The 19,036-nt window shown below is 68.0% G+C and carries 16 protein-coding genes and 2 pseudogenes; 16 read left to right on the top strand and 2 right to left on the bottom strand.

The genetic code is table 11. The features are described from left to right. Positions 1-348: 348 nt before the first annotated feature. The 12 genes from FOE78_RS08465 to FOE78_RS08520 all read left to right on the top strand — a co-directional run bounded on the left by FOE78_RS08465 (position 349) and on the right by FOE78_RS08520 (position 12,677). Positions 349-1,650, top strand: a complete 1,302-nt coding sequence (locus FOE78_RS08465; RefSeq protein WP_143985893.1) for a sensor histidine kinase — start codon at positions 349-351, stop codon at positions 1,648-1,650. Between the two features lie 64 nt (positions 1,651-1,714). Next, positions 1,715-2,383 (top strand): response regulator transcription factor, encoded by a 669-nt coding sequence (locus FOE78_RS08470; protein ID WP_143985894.1) that lies wholly within the window; start codon positions 1,715-1,717, stop codon positions 2,381-2,383. A 43-nt stretch (positions 2,384-2,426) separates the two neighbouring features. Then, the gene (locus FOE78_RS08475; RefSeq protein ID WP_143985895.1) at positions 2,427-5,429 is read left to right on the top strand and encodes a Na+/H+ antiporter subunit A; all 3,003 of its coding nucleotides are present in this window, start codon (positions 2,427-2,429) and stop codon (positions 5,427-5,429) included. Next, positions 5,426-5,881: a Na(+)/H(+) antiporter subunit C gene (locus FOE78_RS08480; protein ID WP_143985896.1), complete on the top strand. Its 456-nt coding sequence runs from the start codon at positions 5,426-5,428 to the stop codon at positions 5,879-5,881. Before FOE78_RS08475 ends, FOE78_RS08480 begins: the two co-directional genes overlap by 4 nt. Then, positions 5,878-7,440 (top strand): Na+/H+ antiporter subunit D, encoded by a 1,563-nt coding sequence (locus FOE78_RS08485; protein WP_143985897.1) that lies wholly within the window; start codon positions 5,878-5,880, stop codon positions 7,438-7,440. The genes FOE78_RS08480 and FOE78_RS08485 overlap by 4 nt, the downstream gene beginning before the upstream one ends. Beyond that, the gene (locus FOE78_RS08490) at positions 7,437-8,048 is read left to right on the top strand and encodes a Na+/H+ antiporter subunit E (protein ID WP_143985898.1); all 612 of its coding nucleotides are present in this window, start codon (positions 7,437-7,439) and stop codon (positions 8,046-8,048) included. The genes FOE78_RS08485 and FOE78_RS08490 overlap by 4 nt, the downstream gene beginning before the upstream one ends. Continuing rightward, the gene (locus tag FOE78_RS08495; protein ID WP_143985899.1) at positions 8,045-8,440 is read left to right on the top strand and encodes a monovalent cation/H+ antiporter complex subunit F; all 396 of its coding nucleotides are present in this window, start codon (positions 8,045-8,047) and stop codon (positions 8,438-8,440) included. The genes FOE78_RS08490 and FOE78_RS08495 overlap by 4 nt, the downstream gene beginning before the upstream one ends. Beyond that, on the top strand, positions 8,437-8,883 hold the full coding sequence (gene mnhG, locus FOE78_RS08500; protein ID WP_143985900.1) for a monovalent cation/H(+) antiporter subunit G: 447 nt from the start codon (positions 8,437-8,439) through the stop codon (positions 8,881-8,883). Before FOE78_RS08495 ends, mnhG begins: the two co-directional genes overlap by 4 nt. Positions 8,884-8,967: 84 nt before the next feature. Next, a complete protein-coding gene (locus FOE78_RS08505; RefSeq protein ID WP_228266108.1) occupies positions 8,968-9,852 on the top strand; it encodes a hypothetical protein in 885 nt (294 codons plus the stop codon). Positions 9,853-9,913: 61 nt separating this feature from the next. Beyond that, positions 9,914-11,905, top strand: a complete 1,992-nt coding sequence (locus FOE78_RS08510) for a TIGR03960 family B12-binding radical SAM protein (protein ID WP_143985901.1) — start codon at positions 9,914-9,916, stop codon at positions 11,903-11,905. A 98-nt stretch (positions 11,906-12,003) separates the two neighbouring features. Then, on the top strand, positions 12,004-12,273 hold the full coding sequence (locus tag FOE78_RS08515) for a hypothetical protein (protein WP_143985902.1): 270 nt from the start codon (positions 12,004-12,006) through the stop codon (positions 12,271-12,273). Then, positions 12,261-12,677, top strand: coding sequence for a type II toxin-antitoxin system VapC family toxin (locus FOE78_RS08520; RefSeq protein WP_143985903.1), 417 nt, complete (start codon positions 12,261-12,263; stop codon positions 12,675-12,677). The genes FOE78_RS08515 and FOE78_RS08520 overlap by 13 nt, the downstream gene beginning before the upstream one ends. A 95-nt stretch (positions 12,678-12,772) precedes the next feature. Here FOE78_RS08520 and FOE78_RS24760 read toward each other — a convergent pair. Together FOE78_RS24760 and FOE78_RS08530 are read right to left on the bottom strand one after the other, a co-directional pair. Continuing rightward, positions 12,773-12,859: pseudogene (locus FOE78_RS24760) on the bottom strand (DUF2293 domain-containing protein); the annotation flags it as partial. 153 nt (positions 12,860-13,012) lie between these two features. Further along, complete coding sequence (locus tag FOE78_RS08530; protein WP_143985904.1) at positions 13,013-13,540, bottom strand: DUF1707 SHOCT-like domain-containing protein; 528 nt, start codon at positions 13,538-13,540, stop codon at positions 13,013-13,015. A gap of 139 nt (positions 13,541-13,679) precedes the next feature. On the opposite strand from FOE78_RS08530, the gene FOE78_RS08535 reads away from it, so the two are divergent. The 4 genes and pseudogenes from FOE78_RS08535 to FOE78_RS08550 all read left to right on the top strand — a co-directional run bounded on the left by FOE78_RS08535 (position 13,680) and on the right by FOE78_RS08550 (position 19,027). Then, entirely contained in the window at positions 13,680-14,342 is a 663-nt protein-coding gene (locus FOE78_RS08535) for a pyridoxamine 5'-phosphate oxidase family protein (protein WP_143985905.1), read from the top strand. A gap of 72 nt (positions 14,343-14,414) precedes the next feature. Continuing rightward, on the top strand, positions 14,415-14,924 hold the full coding sequence (locus tag FOE78_RS08540) for a GyrI-like domain-containing protein (RefSeq protein WP_143985906.1): 510 nt from the start codon (positions 14,415-14,417) through the stop codon (positions 14,922-14,924). Positions 14,925-14,955: 31 nt separating this feature from the next. Further along, positions 14,956-15,654, top strand: coding sequence for a TIGR03936 family radical SAM-associated protein (locus FOE78_RS08545; RefSeq protein ID WP_143985907.1), 699 nt, complete (start codon positions 14,956-14,958; stop codon positions 15,652-15,654). A gap of 428 nt (positions 15,655-16,082) precedes the next feature. Then, positions 16,083-19,027 (top strand): annotated as a pseudogene (locus FOE78_RS08550) (Rne/Rng family ribonuclease). Positions 19,028-19,036 lie beyond the last annotated feature (9 nt).

Genomic DNA, 19,036 nt, shown 5'->3' on the forward strand with positions numbered 1-19,036 from the left:
AGTCTCCGGAGTTGATCAAGGAACGGACTGCCTCAGCGAGTCAGGGCAGCAGGCATCGAAGCCGCAGTAGAGACACGGCGGCGTGTGCAGGGATGGGGAAGGAGTAACTCGGTGATCGAGCGCATTCGGCGGATCGGAAGACGCCGAGTGCGCAGTAGATGTGGCCGTAAGGACCACAGCCGTTTTAGGGCAGGAGCACCTGGAACACCAGCTAAGAAGAGTGGGGGTTGTCGGAAGACGAACGAAGAGTCTTGCATCAGTTGATCACGGACTCAACTCGAGAAGCCCGGTATTGCGAAACGAAATAGGAGATATAGATCTCTGCCGGCCCGATGCAAAGATGTCGGCATGACGGTGGACGTGAATCGCTCCGGCGGCAGCGGGTCGGCTGCGATGGGACGAAGCCATCGTGTCGTCGGGCTGTTGAACGCCAGCGAGGGGGTCGGGGTCGGACCCGACCTGCCCACCCGCAGCCTGATCTTCGACTGCGTGATCGCGGCGATGTTCTTCGGCGTCGGCTCGGCCTTTCTGCCGCTCTTCTACCCGCAGTATCGGCCGATCGACGTCGCCTTCGTCGGCCTGGTCAACCTGCCGCTGATGCTGCGCCGGCGGCTACCCCGTACGTCGTTCCTGCTCTGCCAGATCTTCGGCCTGATCCAGATCTGGTTGCCCAGCCCGATCGGTCTGCATGACGGCGGCATGTTGTTCTCGCTCTACAGCCTGGTCGGCTTCACCAACCGGCGCACCGGGCTGTACGGCCTGGGCGTGCTGGTGATCTGCGGCCTGTCCGGTGCGGTCAACGACTGGTGGAATTTCGTCGACCAGCAGTTGATGGGAAAGCACGCCGGGCTGCTCACCCGGATCGGCACCACCATCGGCATGCTCGGCCTGGTGTTCGTCGCGTGGGCGTCGGGGGAGAGGCTGCGCTCGTCCCGGCTCGGTCAGGTCGCGCTGGCCGATCGAGCCGCCCAACTGGAACGGGAGCAGGAGCAGCAGGCCCTGATCGCGGCCGCCGCCGAACGGGCCCGGATCGCCCGGGAGATGCACGACGTGATCGCCCATGCGCTGTCGGTGATGATCGCCCAGGCCGACGGCGCGGTGTACGTGATCGACAATGATCCGGCCACCGCCAAACAAGCCCTGGAAAGGATCTCCGGCACCGGACGCGACTCGCTGACCCAGATGCGCGGCCTGCTCGGCCTGCTCCGGGAGGACCACGATGATCATGGTCGCAGTTCCGGGCCACAGCCCGGTCTGGACGACCTGCCGCAGTTGATCAACGACGCCGGCCAGACCGGCCTGAAGCTATCGCTGCACCAGAGCGGAACCCCGGCCGACATCGGCGACATGGTCGGGTTGACCATCTACCGGCTGATCCAGGAGTGCCTGACCAACGCCCGCAAGCACGGTGGCGACAACGTCGAGGTGATCATCGGCTACCGCGCCGACGGGGTCGATCTACGCGTGGTCAACGACACCCCGCCGGCCGGCAAACGGCTGCAGACCGGCGTCGAACCGGGCCACGGCATGCAAGGCATGCGTGAACGGGTCGCGGCCGTGGGCGGTACAGTGACCGTGCTGCCGACCGAGGACGCGTTCGAGGTGCATGCGTGGCTTCCGCATCACCCCGCCACGGTGTCAGAGGCCTGACATCGATGACGGCCGGTTCCCATGTCCTTCGGGCGCGGCATTCGACACGGCACAAAGGACAGGCATGACGATCAAGGTCTACCTGGTGGACGACCAGGAACTGGTGCGCGCCGGTTTCGCGATGGTGATCGGTTCTCAGCCGGACATGCAGATCGTCGGGCAGGCCAGCAACGGAGCCGAGGCGGTCGAGCAACTGACCGTCACCGACGCCGATGTGGTGATCATGGACATCCGGATGCCACGGATGGACGGGGTCGCCGCAACCAAGATCATCACCGAACGCTCCGCCGAGCTGCCCAAGGTGATCGTGCTGACCACCTTCGACCTGGACGAGCACGCCTTCGCCGCGTTGCGCGCCGGCGCGGCCGGCTTCCTGCTCAAGGACACGCCGCCCGATCGGCTGCTGGAGGCCATCCGTACGGTGCACGCCGGCGACTCGGTGGTCGCGCCGAGCACCACCCGGCGGCTGATCGAGCGATTCGTCGACGAGGTGCCGGAGCAGCACGAGCCGGATACGTCCCAGCTCACCGACCTGACCGAACGGGAACGGGAGGTGTTGCTGGAGATCGCCGGCGGCTTGAGCAACTCCGAGATCGCGGCCAAGTTCTACGTCAGCGAAGCCACCGTGAAGACCCATGTCGGGCGGATCCTGGCCAAGACCGGGTTGCGGGATCGGGTTGCGCTGGTGGTGCTGGCCTACCGAGTCGGGCTGGTGCACCCGACCCAGACCTGATCAACGCCCTTTTCACCACGTTCCGACGACGAGAGGCAACCCATTGCTGCTGCTGATCGCCGTACATTTCGGCGTCGCTGTGTTCACGCCGCTGCTCGCGCGGTGGCTCCGGCAACGCGCCTTCTTCGTGCTTGCGCTGCCGCCGTTGATCACGTTCTGCTGGCTGCTCGGTCAGTCGCCGGTGATCATGGCCGGGCGGACGGTGTTCGAGCAGGTCACCTGGATCAAGACGCTGGACATCGAGGTGACGATCTCGATCGGCACCCTGGAATGGATCCTGGGCCTGATCGTCAGCGGCATCGGCACCCTCGTGTTGCTCTACTGCCGTTGGTATTTCGACCATTCGACCAAGTCGGCGGAGCCGAACGGGATCCCCGTCCGGACGGCCGCCATCCTGCTCGCCTTCGCCGGCGCGATGCTCGGCCTGGTCTGCAGCGACGACCTGATCATGACGTACGTGTTCTGGGAGTTGACGACGATCTTCTCCTACCTGCTGATCGGCCACAATCCGGCCAGCGACGCCAACCGGCGGGCAGCGATGACGGCTCTGATCGTCACCACCTTCGGCGGGCTGGCGATGCTGGTCGGCCTGTTGATGCTGGGTCACAGCGCCGGCACCTATCAACTGCGCGAATTGCTGGCCCATCCGCCGACCGGGACCGCGGTGACCATCGCGGTCGCGTTGATCTTGGTCGGTGCGGTGTCGAAGTCGGCGCTGGTGCCGTTCCACTTCTGGCTGCCCGGGGCGATGGCCGCGCCGACTCCGGTCAGTGCCTACCTGCACGCCGCGGCGATGGTCAAAGCCGGTGCCTACCTGGTCGCGCTGCTCGCCCCGGCGTTCGCCGGCACCGCTCTGTGGCGGCCGATTCTGCTGACGCTGGGCCCGCTGACCATGCTGCTCGGCGGCTGGCGGGCGCTGCGTCAGCACGACATCAAACTGCTGCTGGCCTACGGCACGGTCAGCCAGCTCGGCTTCATGATCACCATCATCGGCATCGGCACCCAGTCGGCGGCGCTGGCCGGCTGTGCAGTGCTGGTCGGCCACGCACTCTTCAAGTCCGCGCTGTTCATGATCGTCGGCATTGTCGATCATCAGGCCGGCACCCGGGATCTGCGCCGGCTGTCCGGGATCGGCCGGCAGATGCCAGTGCTGGCGATCGTCGCGATCCTGGCGGCCGCGTCGATGGCCGGGATCCCGCCGACCTTCGGCTTCGTGGCCAAGGAAGCCGGTCTCGGAGCGCTGCTGGGCCTGGCCGACGGCGGGGACGGCACCGGCCTGCCGAGCTCGGTGGGAGTGATCGTGTTGATCGCGATCGTGGCCGGCTCGGTGCTCACGGTGGCCTACAGTGCCCGCTTCATCTGGGGCGCGTTCGCGACCAAGAAGATCGTCGAGCCGGGCGACGCGTCCGGTGTCGCCACCGCCGCACCGGCGACCGCTTTCCGGGTGCCGTCGCTCGGCTTCTGGCTGATGCCGGCGATTCCGGCGGTGCTCGGGCTCGGGTTCGGTTTCCTGGCCGAGCCGATCAGTCACCTGATCGACGGTTATGCCCGTACGCTGCCGGTCGGCGAGCCCGGTGAGCTCGTGCTTTGGCACGGATTCACGCCGCAACTCGGGTTGTCGGTGCTGGCGATCGCGTTCGGTCTGGCGATCTTCGCCGACCGGCGCCGGTTCGCCGCACTGCAGGCGAGCCTGCCGCACCTGGGTGACGCCGAGACCGCGTACGCCAAGATCATGCGCGGGGTGGACCGGACCGCGGTAGAGGTCACCGCCCTGGCCCAGCGCGGTTCGCTGCCGGTCTATCTCGGCACCATCGCGCTGGTGGTGGTGCTGTTTCCCGGCTCGGCGCTGGTGCTCCTCGGCACCTGGCCGCAGCAGTGGGACTGGTACGACTATCCCGCCCAGCCGGTGGTCGGCGCGTTGATCATCACCGCTGCGGTGCTGTCGGGCAAGGCGCGCGGCCGGATGAAGGCGATCCTGCTGGTCGGCGTCACCGGGTACGGCGTTGCCTTCCTCTTCCTGCTCCAGGGCGCACCCGATCTGGCGCTGACCCAGGTGCTGGTGGAGACGGTCACGTTGATCGTGCTCACCCTCGTGCTGCGCAAGCTCGGCCCGTACTTCTCCGACCGGCCGCTGAAATCGTCGCGGTGGTGGCGATTGCTGCTCGCGCTCGGCGTCGGCGCAGTGGCTTCATTGGCCGGCTGGGTGGCGATCTCCGGCCGGACCGCCGAGCCGGTGTCGCGGGCGTACGCCAAGTACGCCTACGAATTCGGCTACGGCAAGAACATCGTCAACGTGACCCTGGTGGACACCCGGGCCTGGGACACCCTGGGCGAGATCTCGGTGCTGATGGTGGCCGCCACCGGGGTGGCGAGTCTGATCTTCCTGTCCACCCGCAATCCCGGCGCGCAGCGGCCGCAGCGCGCCGGCGGTCCGTCGGCCGAGCAGGTCGGACGGGCCGGAGGCCCGGCAGCCGCCCAGCGGTTGACCTGGCTGCGCGGCGACCAATCCCTGTCGCCGTTCAGCCGTTCGATCATCTTCGAGGTGATGACCCGGCTGCTGTTCCCGGTGATGATCTTGTGCTCGCTGTATCTGCTGCTCACCGGTCACAACGCGCCCGGCGGCGGTTTCGCGGCCGGGTTGATCACCGGGCTGGCGCTGGCGATCCGTTACCTGGCGGGGGGAGCGGGCGAGTTGGCCGAGGCGGCACCGATCGACGCCGGCAAGCTGCTCGGCGGCGGTTTGGTGATCAGTGTGCTCAGCGCGGTCGCGCCGATGCCGTTCGGCGGCCGGATCCTGGAGAGCTACGCCGTCGATCTGCATCTGTGGCTGCTCGGCGACATCCACCTGGTCACCTCGGTGTTCTTCGACATCGGCGTCTACCTGGTGGTGGTCGGGGTGATGCTGGACCTGATCAGGAGCCTGGGCGCCGGCATCGATCGGCAGGCTCGCGAACACCGGGCGCCGGGACAGCGTCCGGCAGCATGGGTGACCGAGACCCCTGACGCCGGACGTACCCGCAACACCGGACGTCGGGGGTCACGATGAACGGCAACCTGACCTTGATCATCGTCGCCGGCGCGTTGATCGCAGCCGGTGTGTATCTGCTGACCGAACGGGCGATGACCCGGATCCTGCTCGGGGTGCTGCTCAGCTCCAACGGTGTCGCGGTGCTCTTCCTGGTCGCGTCCGGCAAGGCCGGCCGGGCTCCGATCCTCGGCGCCGGAGGGATCGCCGGCACCGGGATGAGTGATCCGCTGCCGCAGGCGATGGTGCTGACCGCGATCGTGATCACCCTGGGCATGGTCGCCTTCCTGCTCACCATGGCGTATCGGAGCTTCCAGCTGAACGGGCACGACGAGGTCCAGGACGATGTCGAGGACGCCCGGATCCGCCGGCTGGCCGAAGAGGACGAAGCCTCGGACAGCTACGACGAATCCGATCACGAGATCGCCGACGAGGAAGGCAAGATCATCGAGCCGGAAGGAGCGGACGAATGAGTAACATCCTGGCCCTGCCGGTGCTGCTGCCGCTCTTCGGCGCCGCGTTGACCCTGGTGCTGGGCCGGCTGCCCCGGGCGCAGCGGGCGGCGTCCATCTCGGTGCTCGGTGTCGCCGTGGTGATCGCCGCGAGCCTGGTCTACCTGACGTCGACCCGTGGCCCGATCGTCTTGTGGGTAGGGGACTGGCCGCGTCCGCTGGGGATCGCGCTGGTCGCCGATCGGCTGTCGGCGTTGATGTTGCTGGTGTCGGCGGTGATGACGCTGTCGGTGCTGGTGTTCTCGGTCAGCTCGGACCGGACGGAGCTGCAGAGCCGGACGCCGGTGTCGATCTTCCACCCGACCTTCCTGGTGCTGAGTGCCGGGGTCACCAACGCGTTCCTGGCCGGTGACCTGTTCAACCTCTTCGTCGGCTTCGAGATGCTGCTGTTCGCCTCGTACGTGTTGATCACGCTCGGCGGCACCGGCGAGCGGGTCCGGGCCGGAACCACCTATCTGGTGGTCAATCTGCTCAGCTCGACGCTGTTCCTGATCGCGCTGGCGGTGATCTACGCTGCGACCGGCACGGTCAATCTGGCCCACTTGTCGATCCGGCTCGGCGAGCTGCCGGGTGAGCTGCAGGCGGTGTTGCAGTTCCTGTTGTTGATCGTGTTCTCGATCAAGGCGGCCGTTTTTCCTTTGTCGGCTTGGCTTCCGGACTCGTACCCGACCGCGCCGGCGCCGGTCACCGCTGTCTTCGCCGGCTTGCTCACCAAGGTCGGCGTGTACGCGATCATCCGCACCCAGACCTTGCTCTTCCCGGACCGGCATCTCAGTGACCTGCTGATGATCGCCGCGTTGCTGACCATGATCATCGGCATCCTCGGCGCGGTCGCACAGACCGAGATCAAACGAATGTTGTCGTTCACTCTGGTCAGCCACATCGGCTACATGATCTTCGGCATCGCGCTGGCCAGCCAGGCCGGTCTGGCCGGGGCGATCTTCTACACCGTGCATCACATCACCATCCAGACCACGCTGTTCCTGGTCGCCGGGCTGATCGAGGAACGCGGCGGCAGTACGTCGCTGAATGATCTTGGCGGGCTGGCCGGTGTCGCGCCGGTGCTCGGCGTGCTGTTCTTCGTCCCGGCGATGAACCTGGCCGGGATCCCGCCGTTGAGCGGCTTCATCGGCAAGGTCGGGCTGCTGCGCGGCGGCATCGAGAACGGCGGCTGGCTGGCCTATCTGCTGGTCGCCGGTGGCGTGCTGACCAGCCTGCTCACCCTGTACGCGATGGCGAAGATCTGGAACCGTGCCTTCTGGCGTTCGGTTCCGGCGAGCGTGCGGCGGCGCGATCCGGTGCCGTCCTCGTCCGAACTCGACAGTTCGGACGGTTCGGTGCTGATCGCGACCGCGACCTCGTCCAGGACGAACGTGATCACCGCCGGAGTGCTGGTGGCACTGGGCTTGGGGCTGACCGTGGTCGCCGGCCCGCTGTATCAGTACGCCGACCGGGCCGCCGCCGACCTGCTCGATACCGCGCACTACATCCGCGCCGTGCTGCCCCAGGGCGTCCGATGATCACGCCGCGGAAGTCTGCCGAACGGAAGACCCGGGCGCGCTTCCATCCGCCGATGATCATCATGTGTGCGCTGATCTGGGTGCTGCTGTGGGGCGAGTTGTCGATCTTCAACGTGGTCGCCGGCGCGTTGCTCGGCGTGCTGATCGGGCTGGTCTTCCCGCTGCCGTCGATCGCCGGGGCAGGTCGGTTCCGGCCGATCGGGCTTGCCCGGCTGCTGGCGAGTCTGATCTTCGACCTGGTGCGTTCCAGCGTCGCGGTGGTGATCTTGATCCTCCGGTTCGGAGATCAGCCCCGGAACGCGATCGTTGGCGTGCAACTGCGCAGCCGGTCCGACCTCTACCTGACCCAGACCGCGGAGATGGTGTCGCTGGTCCCGGGGACCTTGGTGGTCGAGGCGCGCCGATCCACCAGCACGCTCTACCTGCACGTGTTGAACGTCCGCGGTGAGGATGATCTTGAACTGGCCCGCCGGATCGTGCGCACCAACGAGGCGAGAGTGATCCGCGCCTTCGGGACGCGGGCCGAGATCGAGGCGCTGAAGACCGGTGCGCCGATGCCCGGCGTGCCCGATCAGACGGCGAACGGCCCGGGAGGTGAGCAACGATGAGTGTGCTGACACTGCACCAGGTGATCAGTGCGATCGGCATCCTCGCGCTCGGCACCGCTGCTCTGCTGGCGATCATCAGAATCGCCCGCGGGCCGAGCATTCTCGACCGGGTGGTCGCCACCGACGTGCTGATCGCGATCGTGATCGCCGGGTTGGTGATCGAGGAGGTGATCAACCGGCACACCACCACGCTGCCGGTGATCTTGGTGCTGTCACTGGTCGGCTTCGCCGGTGCGGTCAGTGTGGCCCGGCTGGTCGCCGCCCGGGAGGCGCCGCGACTGGTGTCCGTCGGGGACGACGCCGATGCCCGGTCCGATGATCATGATCGTTTCGTCGGCCATCACGATGACGGCTCGGCCGATGATCATGACGACGCGGGCGAGCGACCATGAGCCCGCAGGCGGGAGTGCTGGACCTGATCGGCGCGGCCCTTGTGCTGATCGGCGTCCTGCTCTGCCTGATCGCGGCGATCGGGCTGATCCGGCTGCCGGACGTGCTCAGCCGGATGCATGCGGCGACGAAGCCGCAGACCTTGGGGCTGATCGTGCTGCTGACCGGGCTGGGGCTGTCGCTGCGGGACGTCCGGGTGATCGGCGTACTCGTCCTGGTGGCCGCGTTGCAGTTGCTGACCGCGCCGATCTCGGCGCACCTGGTGGCCCGGACCGCGTACCGCACCCGGCAATTCCGTACCGACCTCACCGCACCCGACGAACTGGACACAGACCTGGCCGGTGCCGGCTTCCGGCTGGTCACCGGCCCGTCCGACGAGGACGAGGACTCCGACCCGGCCTTCGAGGAAGTCAGGCCGGACGATCCCCGGAGCCGCGAAGAGTAAAACGGGTGGCCGGGCCTCGACCGTCCTGACAGGTTTGACCCCATGCCAGCCGACGAAGGTCCGTCAGGACGAATCTGGTCCTAGTTGCCCGAGGGCGCCCGGCACGCCCTGACCGAACAGCTGTCGCCGACCGATCTGCAGAGTCTGCTGCTGGAGGTGACTCGGCATCGGGCCGGTGCGGTCGCGCCGGCCCGGCTGATGCAGCGGTGGAAGTCCGACCGGTTCGTCCACCCTGCTGCGATCGATCCGCGGCGGGCGTCGGGGCCGGAAGCGCGGCTGTGGCAACTGCTGCCGGACACGTTCGAGGGGCTCGAACTGTCGCCGGTCACCCCACTCGGCACCTGTAAGGCGCTCGGCGCGGCCGATCAGAACCGGGTGTTGAGCACGATCCGCAACAGCGAGGTCGTCAGCGATCTGACCAACGTGCTCGCGCTCGAGGCGGCCACCCGACGCCGGGCCGACCCGGACCGTCCCGTACACCTGGCAGCCTGCCATCGGCTGCTGCGCAACCAGCAGTTTCCCAGCGGCTGGAGCAGTCACTTCAAGTTGTTCGCGCTGGTCTCCAGCGCCCGCGACCGGGGATCGGGGCGGACCGAGGCCGAGCTGCTGATCGCTCATCTGGCTTACTGGCAACGAGTGTTGCGGAACGTGCTGCCCCGGCGGTCGGCGCAGATCGGCTATTCGATCTTCGACCATCCGGTGCTGGATCAACGGTTCACCGACACGGTGCTCCCCGCCTTGCACGTGCCCGGTGAGGATCAACTCGACTGGGTCCCCGACCCGGAGCGGACCCGAGCGCGCGGCTACTACACGTCCGGCGCACTGCTGATCCACGCCGACGGAGCAGAGCTGGGCGACGGCGGTTTCACCGACTGGACCGCGCGGCTGCTGGCCGACCGCAAGGAGCGCTGCTTGATCTCCTGCCTGTCCATCGAGGGCCTGCTCGGGCTCGATCCGGCGATCGGCTGAGCGGACTGCCGGTTCCGACGAGACCCGGATTCGGGCCGGCAATCGTTACGCTGACCCTGTTATGACTGTTGAGCTGACCATCACACCGGAATCGGGCTCCGCCCGGGGCGGCCCCGCTCCCGAATCCGTCTTCCCGCGGCTGGAGCCGCTGCTGGCGAAGGTCGGCAAGCCGATCCAGTACGTCGGCGGCGAGCTGAACAGTGTGGTCAAGGACTGGTCGTCGACCAGCGTCCGCTGGTGCCTGATGTATCCGGACGCGTACGAGGTCGGGCTGCCGAACCAGGGCGTGCAGATCCTCTACGAGGTGCTGAACGAGCAGGACTGGATCCTCGCCGAACGGACGTACGCGGTGTGGCCGGACCTGGAGGCGCTGATGCGCGAGCAGCAGCTGCCGCAGTTCAGTGTGGACAGTCACCGGCCGGTCGGCGCCTTCGACGTGCTCGGCGTCAGCTTCGCCACCGAACTCGGCTACACCAACCTGCTGAACGCGATCGACCTGGCGCAGCTGCCGTTGCACACCGTCGATCGTCGCGAGGACGATCCGATCGTGCTGGCCGGCGGGCACGCCGCCTTCAACCCGGAGCCGATCGCCGACTTCATCGACGCCGCCGTGCTCGGCGACGGCGAGGAGATCGCGCTGAAGATCAGCGACGTGATCCGGGAGTGGAAGGACGAGGACCGGCCGGGCGGCCGGGACGGGCTGCTGTTCCGGTTGGCCGCCACCGGCGGCGTCTACGTGCCGACGTTCTACGACGTCAGTTATCTGCCGGACGGCCGGATCCAGCGGATCGCGCCGAACCGCAGCGGGGTCCCGTTCCGGATCGCCAAGCACACGGTGATGGACCTGGATGCCTGGCCGTATCCGAAGAAGCCGCTGGTGCCGCTGGCCGAGACCGTGCACGAGCGTTTCTCGGTCGAGATTTTCCGCGGCTGCACCCGCGGCTGCCGGTTCTGCCAGGCCGGGATGATCACCAGGCCGGTTCGCGAACGCAACATCGAGACTGTCGGCGCCATGGTGCAGAACGGAATCGAGCAGACCGGGCTGGAGGAGGTCGGGCTGCTCAGTCTGTCCAGTGCCGATCATTCCGAGATCGGCGACATCACCAAACAACTCGCGGATCGCTACGACGGCAGCAATGTCTCGCTGTCGCTGCCGAGCACCCGGGTGGACGCGTTCAACATTGATCTGGCAGGAGAGTTGTCCCGCAACGGGCGCCGATCCGGGCTGACCTTCGCCCCCGAGGGCGGGTCGGAGCGGATGCGCAAGGTGATCAACAAGATGGTCTCCGAGGACGACTTGATCAACACCGTTGCGGCCGCGTACGGGAACGGTTGGCGGCAGGTGAAGCTCTACTTCATGTGCGGCCTGCCCACCGAGACCGACGAGGACGTGCTGGCGATCGCCGATCTGGCCAAGCGGGTGATCGACACCGGCCGCAAGGTCAGCGGACGCTCCGACATCCGTTGCACGGTGAGCATCGGCGGCTTCGTACCCAAGCCGCACACCCCGTTCCAATGGGCCGGCCAGGCGGATCCGGACACCATCGACTCGCGGCTGGCCAAGCTACGTGAGGAAGTCCGGTCGGATCGTCGCTACGGCAAGGCGATCGGCTTCCGGTATCACGACGGCAAGCCCGGCAGCATCGAAGGACTGCTCAGCCGTGGTGATCGCCGGGTGGGCAAGATCATCGAGGCGGTCTGGCGCGACGGCGGCCGCTTCGACGGCTGGAACGAGCATTTCTCCTTTGCTCGTTGGGTTTCCGCCGCTGAGCAGGGGCTGGCCGGCACCGGTGTTGATCTTGATTGGTACACCGTCCGGGAGCGCGACTACGCCGAGGTGCTGCCCTGGGATCATCTCGATTCCGGGCTGGATCGGGACTGGCTCTGGGAAGACTGGCAGGACGCCCTGGACGAGGTCGAACTCGACGACTGCCGCTGGACCCCGTGCTTCGACTGCGGTGTCTGCCCGCAGATGGACACCAGCATCCAGATCGGGCCCACCGGCAAGAAGCTGCTGCCCATCGCCGAGGTCAAGCACAAGGTCACCGCCTAAGCCATCCGGCGGCGACGTTGGTAAGAACGCAGGAGCAGATCTGGGTTGCCCAACACAAGCCCAGGTGTGACACCGTGGCTAGGAGTTACACTTTCTCCATGCCGACAACCAAGCCCCGCTACCCGGTGACCGAGACGCCAGAGGTCGCCGCTGCGCTGGCCGCTGCTGCTCGACGGTGGCCCGAGGACCAGGGGCGCCCCGCACGACTGCTGCGGCGACTCATCGAAGAAGGTCATCGCAGCATCGAGCCGGAGGCGGCAGAGCTGGAGTCCTCTCGGCGAGCGGCACTGCGCCGGGTCAGCGGTGCGTACACCGGCCTGTATGACCAGGACTATCTGCAGAAGTTGCGCGCGGAATGGCCCGAGTGATCGCGCTCGATGCGGGTGTCCTGATCGCACTGTTCGATGCGAATGACGCCCACCACGCGGCGGCGGAGGAGTTGTTCGCCGACAACGCCGACGAACCGATGACGATCGGGCCGATCAACCAGGCAGAAGTGTTGGTCCGAGCTGCCCGCGAAAACCGTGATGAACAAATGCTGTCGGACCTACGAAGTTTGGACATCTCGACGACTCAGCTTCCCGATGACGCCGCGCCGCGGTTGGCTCGTTTGCGGGCTCGTACGGGCGCGAAGATGCCGGATTGCTGCGTGCTGCTGACCGCCGAGCAGGTCTCCGGTCGAGTGGCGACCTTCGATGATCGACTCCGTCAGGTGGCCCTCTCGCTCGGGTTGCGCGTGGTCGACCTGCCGTCCGGCCGACCAGCCGAGTAGGCCGCCCGATCTGAGCCCGTGGGGCGGTCGCAGGCGTGCCGAGTCAACGGCGTGCCCAGCCGGCGAGCACGTCGTCGACCTGGTGCCGGATCCGATCACGAGCAGCGGGGGGGCATCCCGAGCATCAGCAGTTCGTCGTAGTCCGTGTCCTGATGCCGTACGGACGCCACCACCGCCATCCGGACGGCGTCCGGATCGAGCGTCCGGCCGGCACTGCTGCGACCGACCCGGCCGCTGCCGCGGACAGTTCACCGGTGCGGGGGTGATGAGATTTGTCTACGCGATCGCCTGAATCGGCCCGAATCGGCCGAAATCCCGCAACGCGTATGCAGATCTCATCGCCGTTCGGGTTCATCGGGACGGCGGAGCCGGACGTGCTGCTGCAGCAGGTAGCCGGCGCTGGCGCCGCCGACCGCGGCCGCGAGCCCGCCGACGCAGGCGCCGAGGAACAACACCGGGGAGACCAGGCCGAGCACGATCAGCATCCCGCCGGCGATCAGCAGCGATCCGATCAGCCCGAGTGCGGCCAGCACGCTCATCGCGGGCCAGGAACGCGGCGGTTGCAACCCTCCGGGCGTCGGCTGCCGGACCGTCGGGGCGGCCGACGGACCGGAAGCCGGCAGGTCGGCGGTCAGCCGGAGCAGGTCATCCCGGGTCACCGCCTGCACGGCGAGGTTCAGCCGGTATTCCAGATCCTCCGATCCCAGCCGGCCCGCGGCGAAGTGGTCGGCGAGTGCATCGCAGGTAGCCGACCGTTCGACGTCGCCGATGCGCTCGCCGCCGTACCACGTCAGTTCGCCGAATCCGGGCCGATGCGCTGGGCCGGGCCGGCCTGGGGAGTGGCTCTGCATGGAGATGATCATGGTCGATCCGCCGGGATCGCCGGCAGCCCCGGCGCCGATCTGTCGACCCAGGACCGAGCCGGGCAGCCCAAGTCAAGACCGTGGTCGTACGCCGGGAATGGGCGCGACAAAGCTGTCGGCTGCCCGTACCGTTGCGCACATGTCCGCACCCACCCAGCAGTGCACCGAGGCTCAGCCGTACACCGAGATCACCAGCGCCGAGCAGTTGACCGAACTGATCGGCAGCCCGTTGCCGGCCACGGTCAACAAGGAACGCGATCGGCTCGATGATCTCGACGTGCAGTGGCTGAAGGTCTCGCCGTTCTGCGTGGTGGCGACCAGCGACGCCGACGGCAACGTCGACGCCTCGCCGAAGGGCGATCCGGCCGGCCGGCTGGCGTACGTGATCGACGACCGCACCATTGCCATCGCCGAACGGCCCGGCAACAAGCGCGCCGACGGCTACCACAACATCTTGTCCAACCCCCATGTCGGCCTGCTGTTCCTGATCCCCGGTCGCGGCGACACGCTGCGGATCAACGGCCGCGCCCGGCTGGTCAGCGACGCCCCGTTCTTCGACCAGCTGATCGTCAAGGGGCACCGGCCGCTGCTCGCGCTGGTGGTCGAGATCGACACCATCTTCCACCACTGCGCCAAGGCGTTCCTGCGCTCGCAGCTGTGGAAGCCGGAGACCTGGCAGCCGGACGCGATGCCGTCCCGTGCCGAGATCGCCAAACGGCTGGACAAGAAGGACGAGGACTTCGAGACGCTCAAGTCCTACTACGACGAGGACAACTACAGCCAGAAGCTCTACCGCGGCTGAGCCAGGCGGCGCCCGAGGTCGGGACCTCGGGTCCTTGCGCTGCTGTGGGGGCGAAGGTCGAAGCTTGTCGGCATGTGGACCGAACCGACGCTGGCCGAACGCACCGCGCAGCCGTACGCGGCGATCCGGGTGCGCGTGCCCATGCCGGAGATCGCCCAGGTGGTGCCGCCGCTGAACGGCGAGGTGTTCGGCTGGCTCGCCGAACACGGCGGCAAACCGACCGGGCCACCGTTCTGGAAGTACAACGTGATCGACATGGAGCGTGAGCTGGAGATCGAGGCCGGCGTCACCGTCGAGTCCGCGATCAACGCTGACGATCGGGTACGGGGCGGCGTGCTGCCGGCCGGGACGTACGCCACCCTGACGAACACCGGCCACCCGGACAGCCTGATGGAGGCGACCGCGGCGCTGCTGGCCTACGGCAACGAACGCGGCTGGTCCTGGGATCGGACCGACGACCCCGATGGCGATCGGTGGGGCTGTCGGCTGGAGTTCTACCTGACCGATCCGGACGAGGAACCGGATCTGACGAAGTGGCAGACCGAGCTCGTCTTCCGGCTGCGCGACGGGTCGCCCGGGTAGTCCCGGGCGGCGTCGGCGATAGGGTTCGGGCGTGGCACGACGGCAACCCGAACAGCAGGCTCCGCCGGTACAACGACTCCGGATTCGGTACGCCAAACGCGGCCGGCTCCGGTTCACCAGCCATCGCGACTTCGGCCGCGCCTTCGAACGAGCGCTGCGCCGGGCCGGCATCCCGATGGCGTACTCGTCCGGGTTCTCGCCGCACCCACGGATCTCGTACGCGACCGCCTCGCCGACCGGCGCCGCCAGTGAGGCCGAGTACCTGGAGATCGCGCTGGCCGAGGTGTGCGTTCCGGAGAAGGTACGAGACGAACTCGATGCCGCGCTGCCGACCGGTCTGGACGTGCTCGCTGTGGTCGAATCGGACGGTACGTCGCTGGCAGACCGGCTGACCGGATCGCTGTGGCGGATCGAACTGCCCGGTGTCGACCAGCAGTTGATCGAGGAGGCGGCGGCCGCGTTCCTGGCCGCCGAATCGGCCAGCACCGAACGGATGACCAAGAACGGGATGCGCAGCTTCGACGCGCGGGCCGCGGTGGTCCGGCTGGACGTGCTCGCCGGCGCGGTGAGCGTGGTGACCGAGCATCTGACTCCGCTGGTCCGCCCCGACGACGTGCTGACGGCGATGACCCGGCTGCGGCCGGCGTTCGCACCGGATCTGCCACAGATCACCCGGCTGCTGCAAGGTGAGATCGACCACACCACCGGCGAGGTCACCGCGCCGTTCTGAGGCGGCCGGGCCGCTTGCCGATCGCGGCTCGAGAGGACTTTGCGGCGCCCCGGCCGGTACTGGTCCGGCCGGGGCGCGGAGGTGTGGGATACTCACTGCAGGCACGGACACGTGCAGGTCGGCCCCTCGGTGGGCCCGGGTCACCGGGTCATCCAGGTCGATCGGTGTCCGAGGTCGATCTGCAGAACACGTCCCGAGCGGGGTGACAGCTCGCGACCGGGACACGACAGCCAGGACCGCGACGAGCAGCAGGCGCATTTCCAGCGTCGCTCGACCGCGGCAGGTTGACCCGGAGCGTTCTGCACCGGACAGGCTTTGCGGCACATCGCCGCGTACGACATTCGGCGCGTTTGTCACGCGCCGAGGAGGACTGGATGCTCGATTCAGAGCCCGAGAACAACACCGCCGGCACCACAGCGACCGGCGCAATCCCGAATCACGACGCGCCGCCCGCGCGTCCGCGACGGCGGGCGGCCAGCCGCCCGGCCGGACCCCCGACCACCACGGTCCCGACCACGGCAGCTCCGAGCGTCGATGCCCAGCCGGAGAGTCCGGCCGAGCCGACGACCGAGGCTTCTGCCGCGACCGAGCCGGCCAAGAAGACAGCGAAGAAGGCTGCCGCCAAGAAGACCCCCGCGAAGAAGGCGGCCAGCAAGACGGCTGCGGCGAAGAAGACCGCGACCAAGAAGACCGCGGCGAAGAAGACGACCGCCAGGAAGACCACCGCGAAGAAGACCGCAGCATCGGGCGAGGCCGACGAAAGTCTGATCCCCGCCGAGACACCGGTCACCGAGGCACTCACCGCCGATGCTCCGACACCGGCCGAGGCACCCGTCGCGGTGCCGCTGTTCTCCGACGCTCCGTCGGCCGAGACCGACCAGTCGGCCGAAGCGCCCCGGGCCGAGCCGGCGAAGAAGACGTCGCGTACCCGAAAGACGACGACCAGTAAGCGGACCACCAGGGCGGTCGCCGCCGAGGATTCCGAGGCGGCCGTGGCAGAACCCGCCGCTGCCGAAGAGGCGCCCCGGCCGGTCGACGCGACATCCGGTGCGGAGACGACCGACACGGCGTCGACCGTCGCCGAGTCGTCTGTGACCGCTCCGACCGACACCGAAACCGAGCCGATCGAGGCCGAGTCGACTGAGTCCGAGACGACTGAGTCCGAGACGGGCGAGTCCGAGTCGGGCGAGTCCGAGCCGGGCGAGTCCGAGCCGGTGGAGACCGACGCGCTGCAGGCGGCGATCGAGTCGGCGCTGAACGCGGCACGCGGCCGGCGGGCCGGGTCCGACGAGAGCACCGACTCGCACAGCGATGACGGTGACGCCGAGGACGGGGAAGACGAGTCCGGGGACAACGACGGCGGCGAGGACCGGCAGGGCGACGGGAACCGTCGCCGCCGTCGCCGGCGTGGTGGACGGCGTCGCCGGCGCGGACGCGATCACGACTCCGACGACTCCGCCGACACGGACGGCGCCGAGGCCGAGGACGACGGCGACACCGCCGATACACCGGCGCAGGCGAAGCCCTCCGGGGACGCCGCCGACGCCCACGCCGATGCCACCGCAGGCACCGCAACCGATGCCACCGCCGAGTCGACCGCGGCCGGGTCCGATCACGAGGACAAATCCGAGGACGAGAACGATCAGGAAGAGGACGGCGGGCACGACGGCAGCCGCCGCCGGCGTCGCCGTCGGCGCCGTCGCCGGGCGAGGACACCGGCGGTTCGGCCGACGATCCGAGCGACGTCGTGGTCCGGGTCCGCGAACCCCGCAAGGCATCCGACGAGGTCACCGGCATCGACGGTTCGACTCGGATGGAGGCCAAGCGGCAGCGCCGCCGGGAGGGCCGCGAGGCCGGTCGCCGCCGCGCGCCGATCATCAGCGAGGCCGAATTCCTGGCCCGCCGGGAGTCGGTCAGCCGGAAGATGATCATCCGCCAGCGCGACGATCTGGCTCAGATCGCCGTCCTCGAGGACGGCATCCTGGTCGAGCATTACGTCGACCGGGAGAGCGCCAACTCGCTGATCGGCAACGTCTACCTCGGCCGGGTACAGAATGTGCTGCCGTCGATGGAGGCCGCCTTCATCGACATCGGCCGCGGCCGCAATGCGGTGCTCTACGCCGGCGAGGTCGACTGGGACTCGTACGGGGTCGAGGGCTCCGACCGCAAGGTCGAGAAGGTGCTGAAGTCCGGCCAGACGGTGCTGGTCCAGGTCACCAAGGATCCGGTCGGCGCCAAGGGCGCCCGGCTCACCAACCACGTCTCGATCCCGGGCCGGTACGTCGTCTACGCACCGGGCGGTCACCTGTCCGGCATCTCCCGCAAGCTGCCGGAGAACGAGCGCAAGCGGTTGAAGGACATCCTCGACGGTGCGGTCGCCGAGTCGGCGAGCGTGATCGTCCGGACCGCTGCCGAGGGAGCCTCCGAAGACGAACTCACCCGCGACGTCAACCGGCTGCAGGCGCAGTGGGAGGACATCGAGAAGAAGGTGAAGAGCGGCAACGCCCCGCAGCTGCTCTACGCCGAGCCCGACCTGACCCTGCGGATCGTCCGCGACCTCTTCACCGAGGACTTCGCGGAGTTGATCATCCAGGGCAACGGGTCGATGTCGGATGCCTACGACGCGATCGAGGCGTACGTGCAGCATGTCGCGCCACATCTGGCGCAGCGGATGAAGCACTGGAATGCGGAGGCCGACGGTGATCTGTTCGGTCACTACCGGCTGGACGAGCAGATCGCCAAGGGGCTGGAACGCAAGGTGTTCCTGCCGTCCGGTGGATCGTTGATCATCGATCGCACCGAGGCGATGACCGTGATTGATGTGAACACCGGCAAGTTCACCGGCTCCGGCGGCAACCTCGAGGCCACCATCACCTCCAACAACCTGGAGGCGGCGGAGGAGATCGTCCGGCAGCTGCGGCTGCGCGACATCGGCGGCATCATCGTGATCGACTTCATCGACATGGTGCTGCCGAACAACCGGGAGCTGCTACTGCGCCGCCTGGTCGAGTGCCTCGGCCGGGATCGGACCCGGCATCAGGTCGCCGAGGTCACCAGTCTCGGCCTGGTGCAGATGACCCGGAAGCGGATCGGAACCGGACTGCTCGAGGCGTTCAGCACCGAGTGCCCGCACTGCCACGGCCGCGGGGTCGAGCTGCACGACGTACCGGTGGCCGACGCGAAGCTCGCCGACGGCGGCGCCCGCGATGATCACGGCGGCGGCCGCAAGCGGCGCAACCGTGGTGGCCGCAAGGGCAACGACAAGTCCAGCGACAACAAGACCGGCGACACCAAGGGCGGCGACACCAAGGGCGGCGAGCACAAGGGCGAGGATCACAACAGCGAGGAGAGATCCGAGCAGCCCGCCCTCTAGATTGGCCCC

Origin of the sequence: Microlunatus elymi (assembly GCF_007362775.1) — a bacterium.
Taxonomy (GTDB): Bacteria; Actinomycetota; Actinomycetes; order Propionibacteriales; family Propionibacteriaceae; genus Microlunatus; species Microlunatus elymi.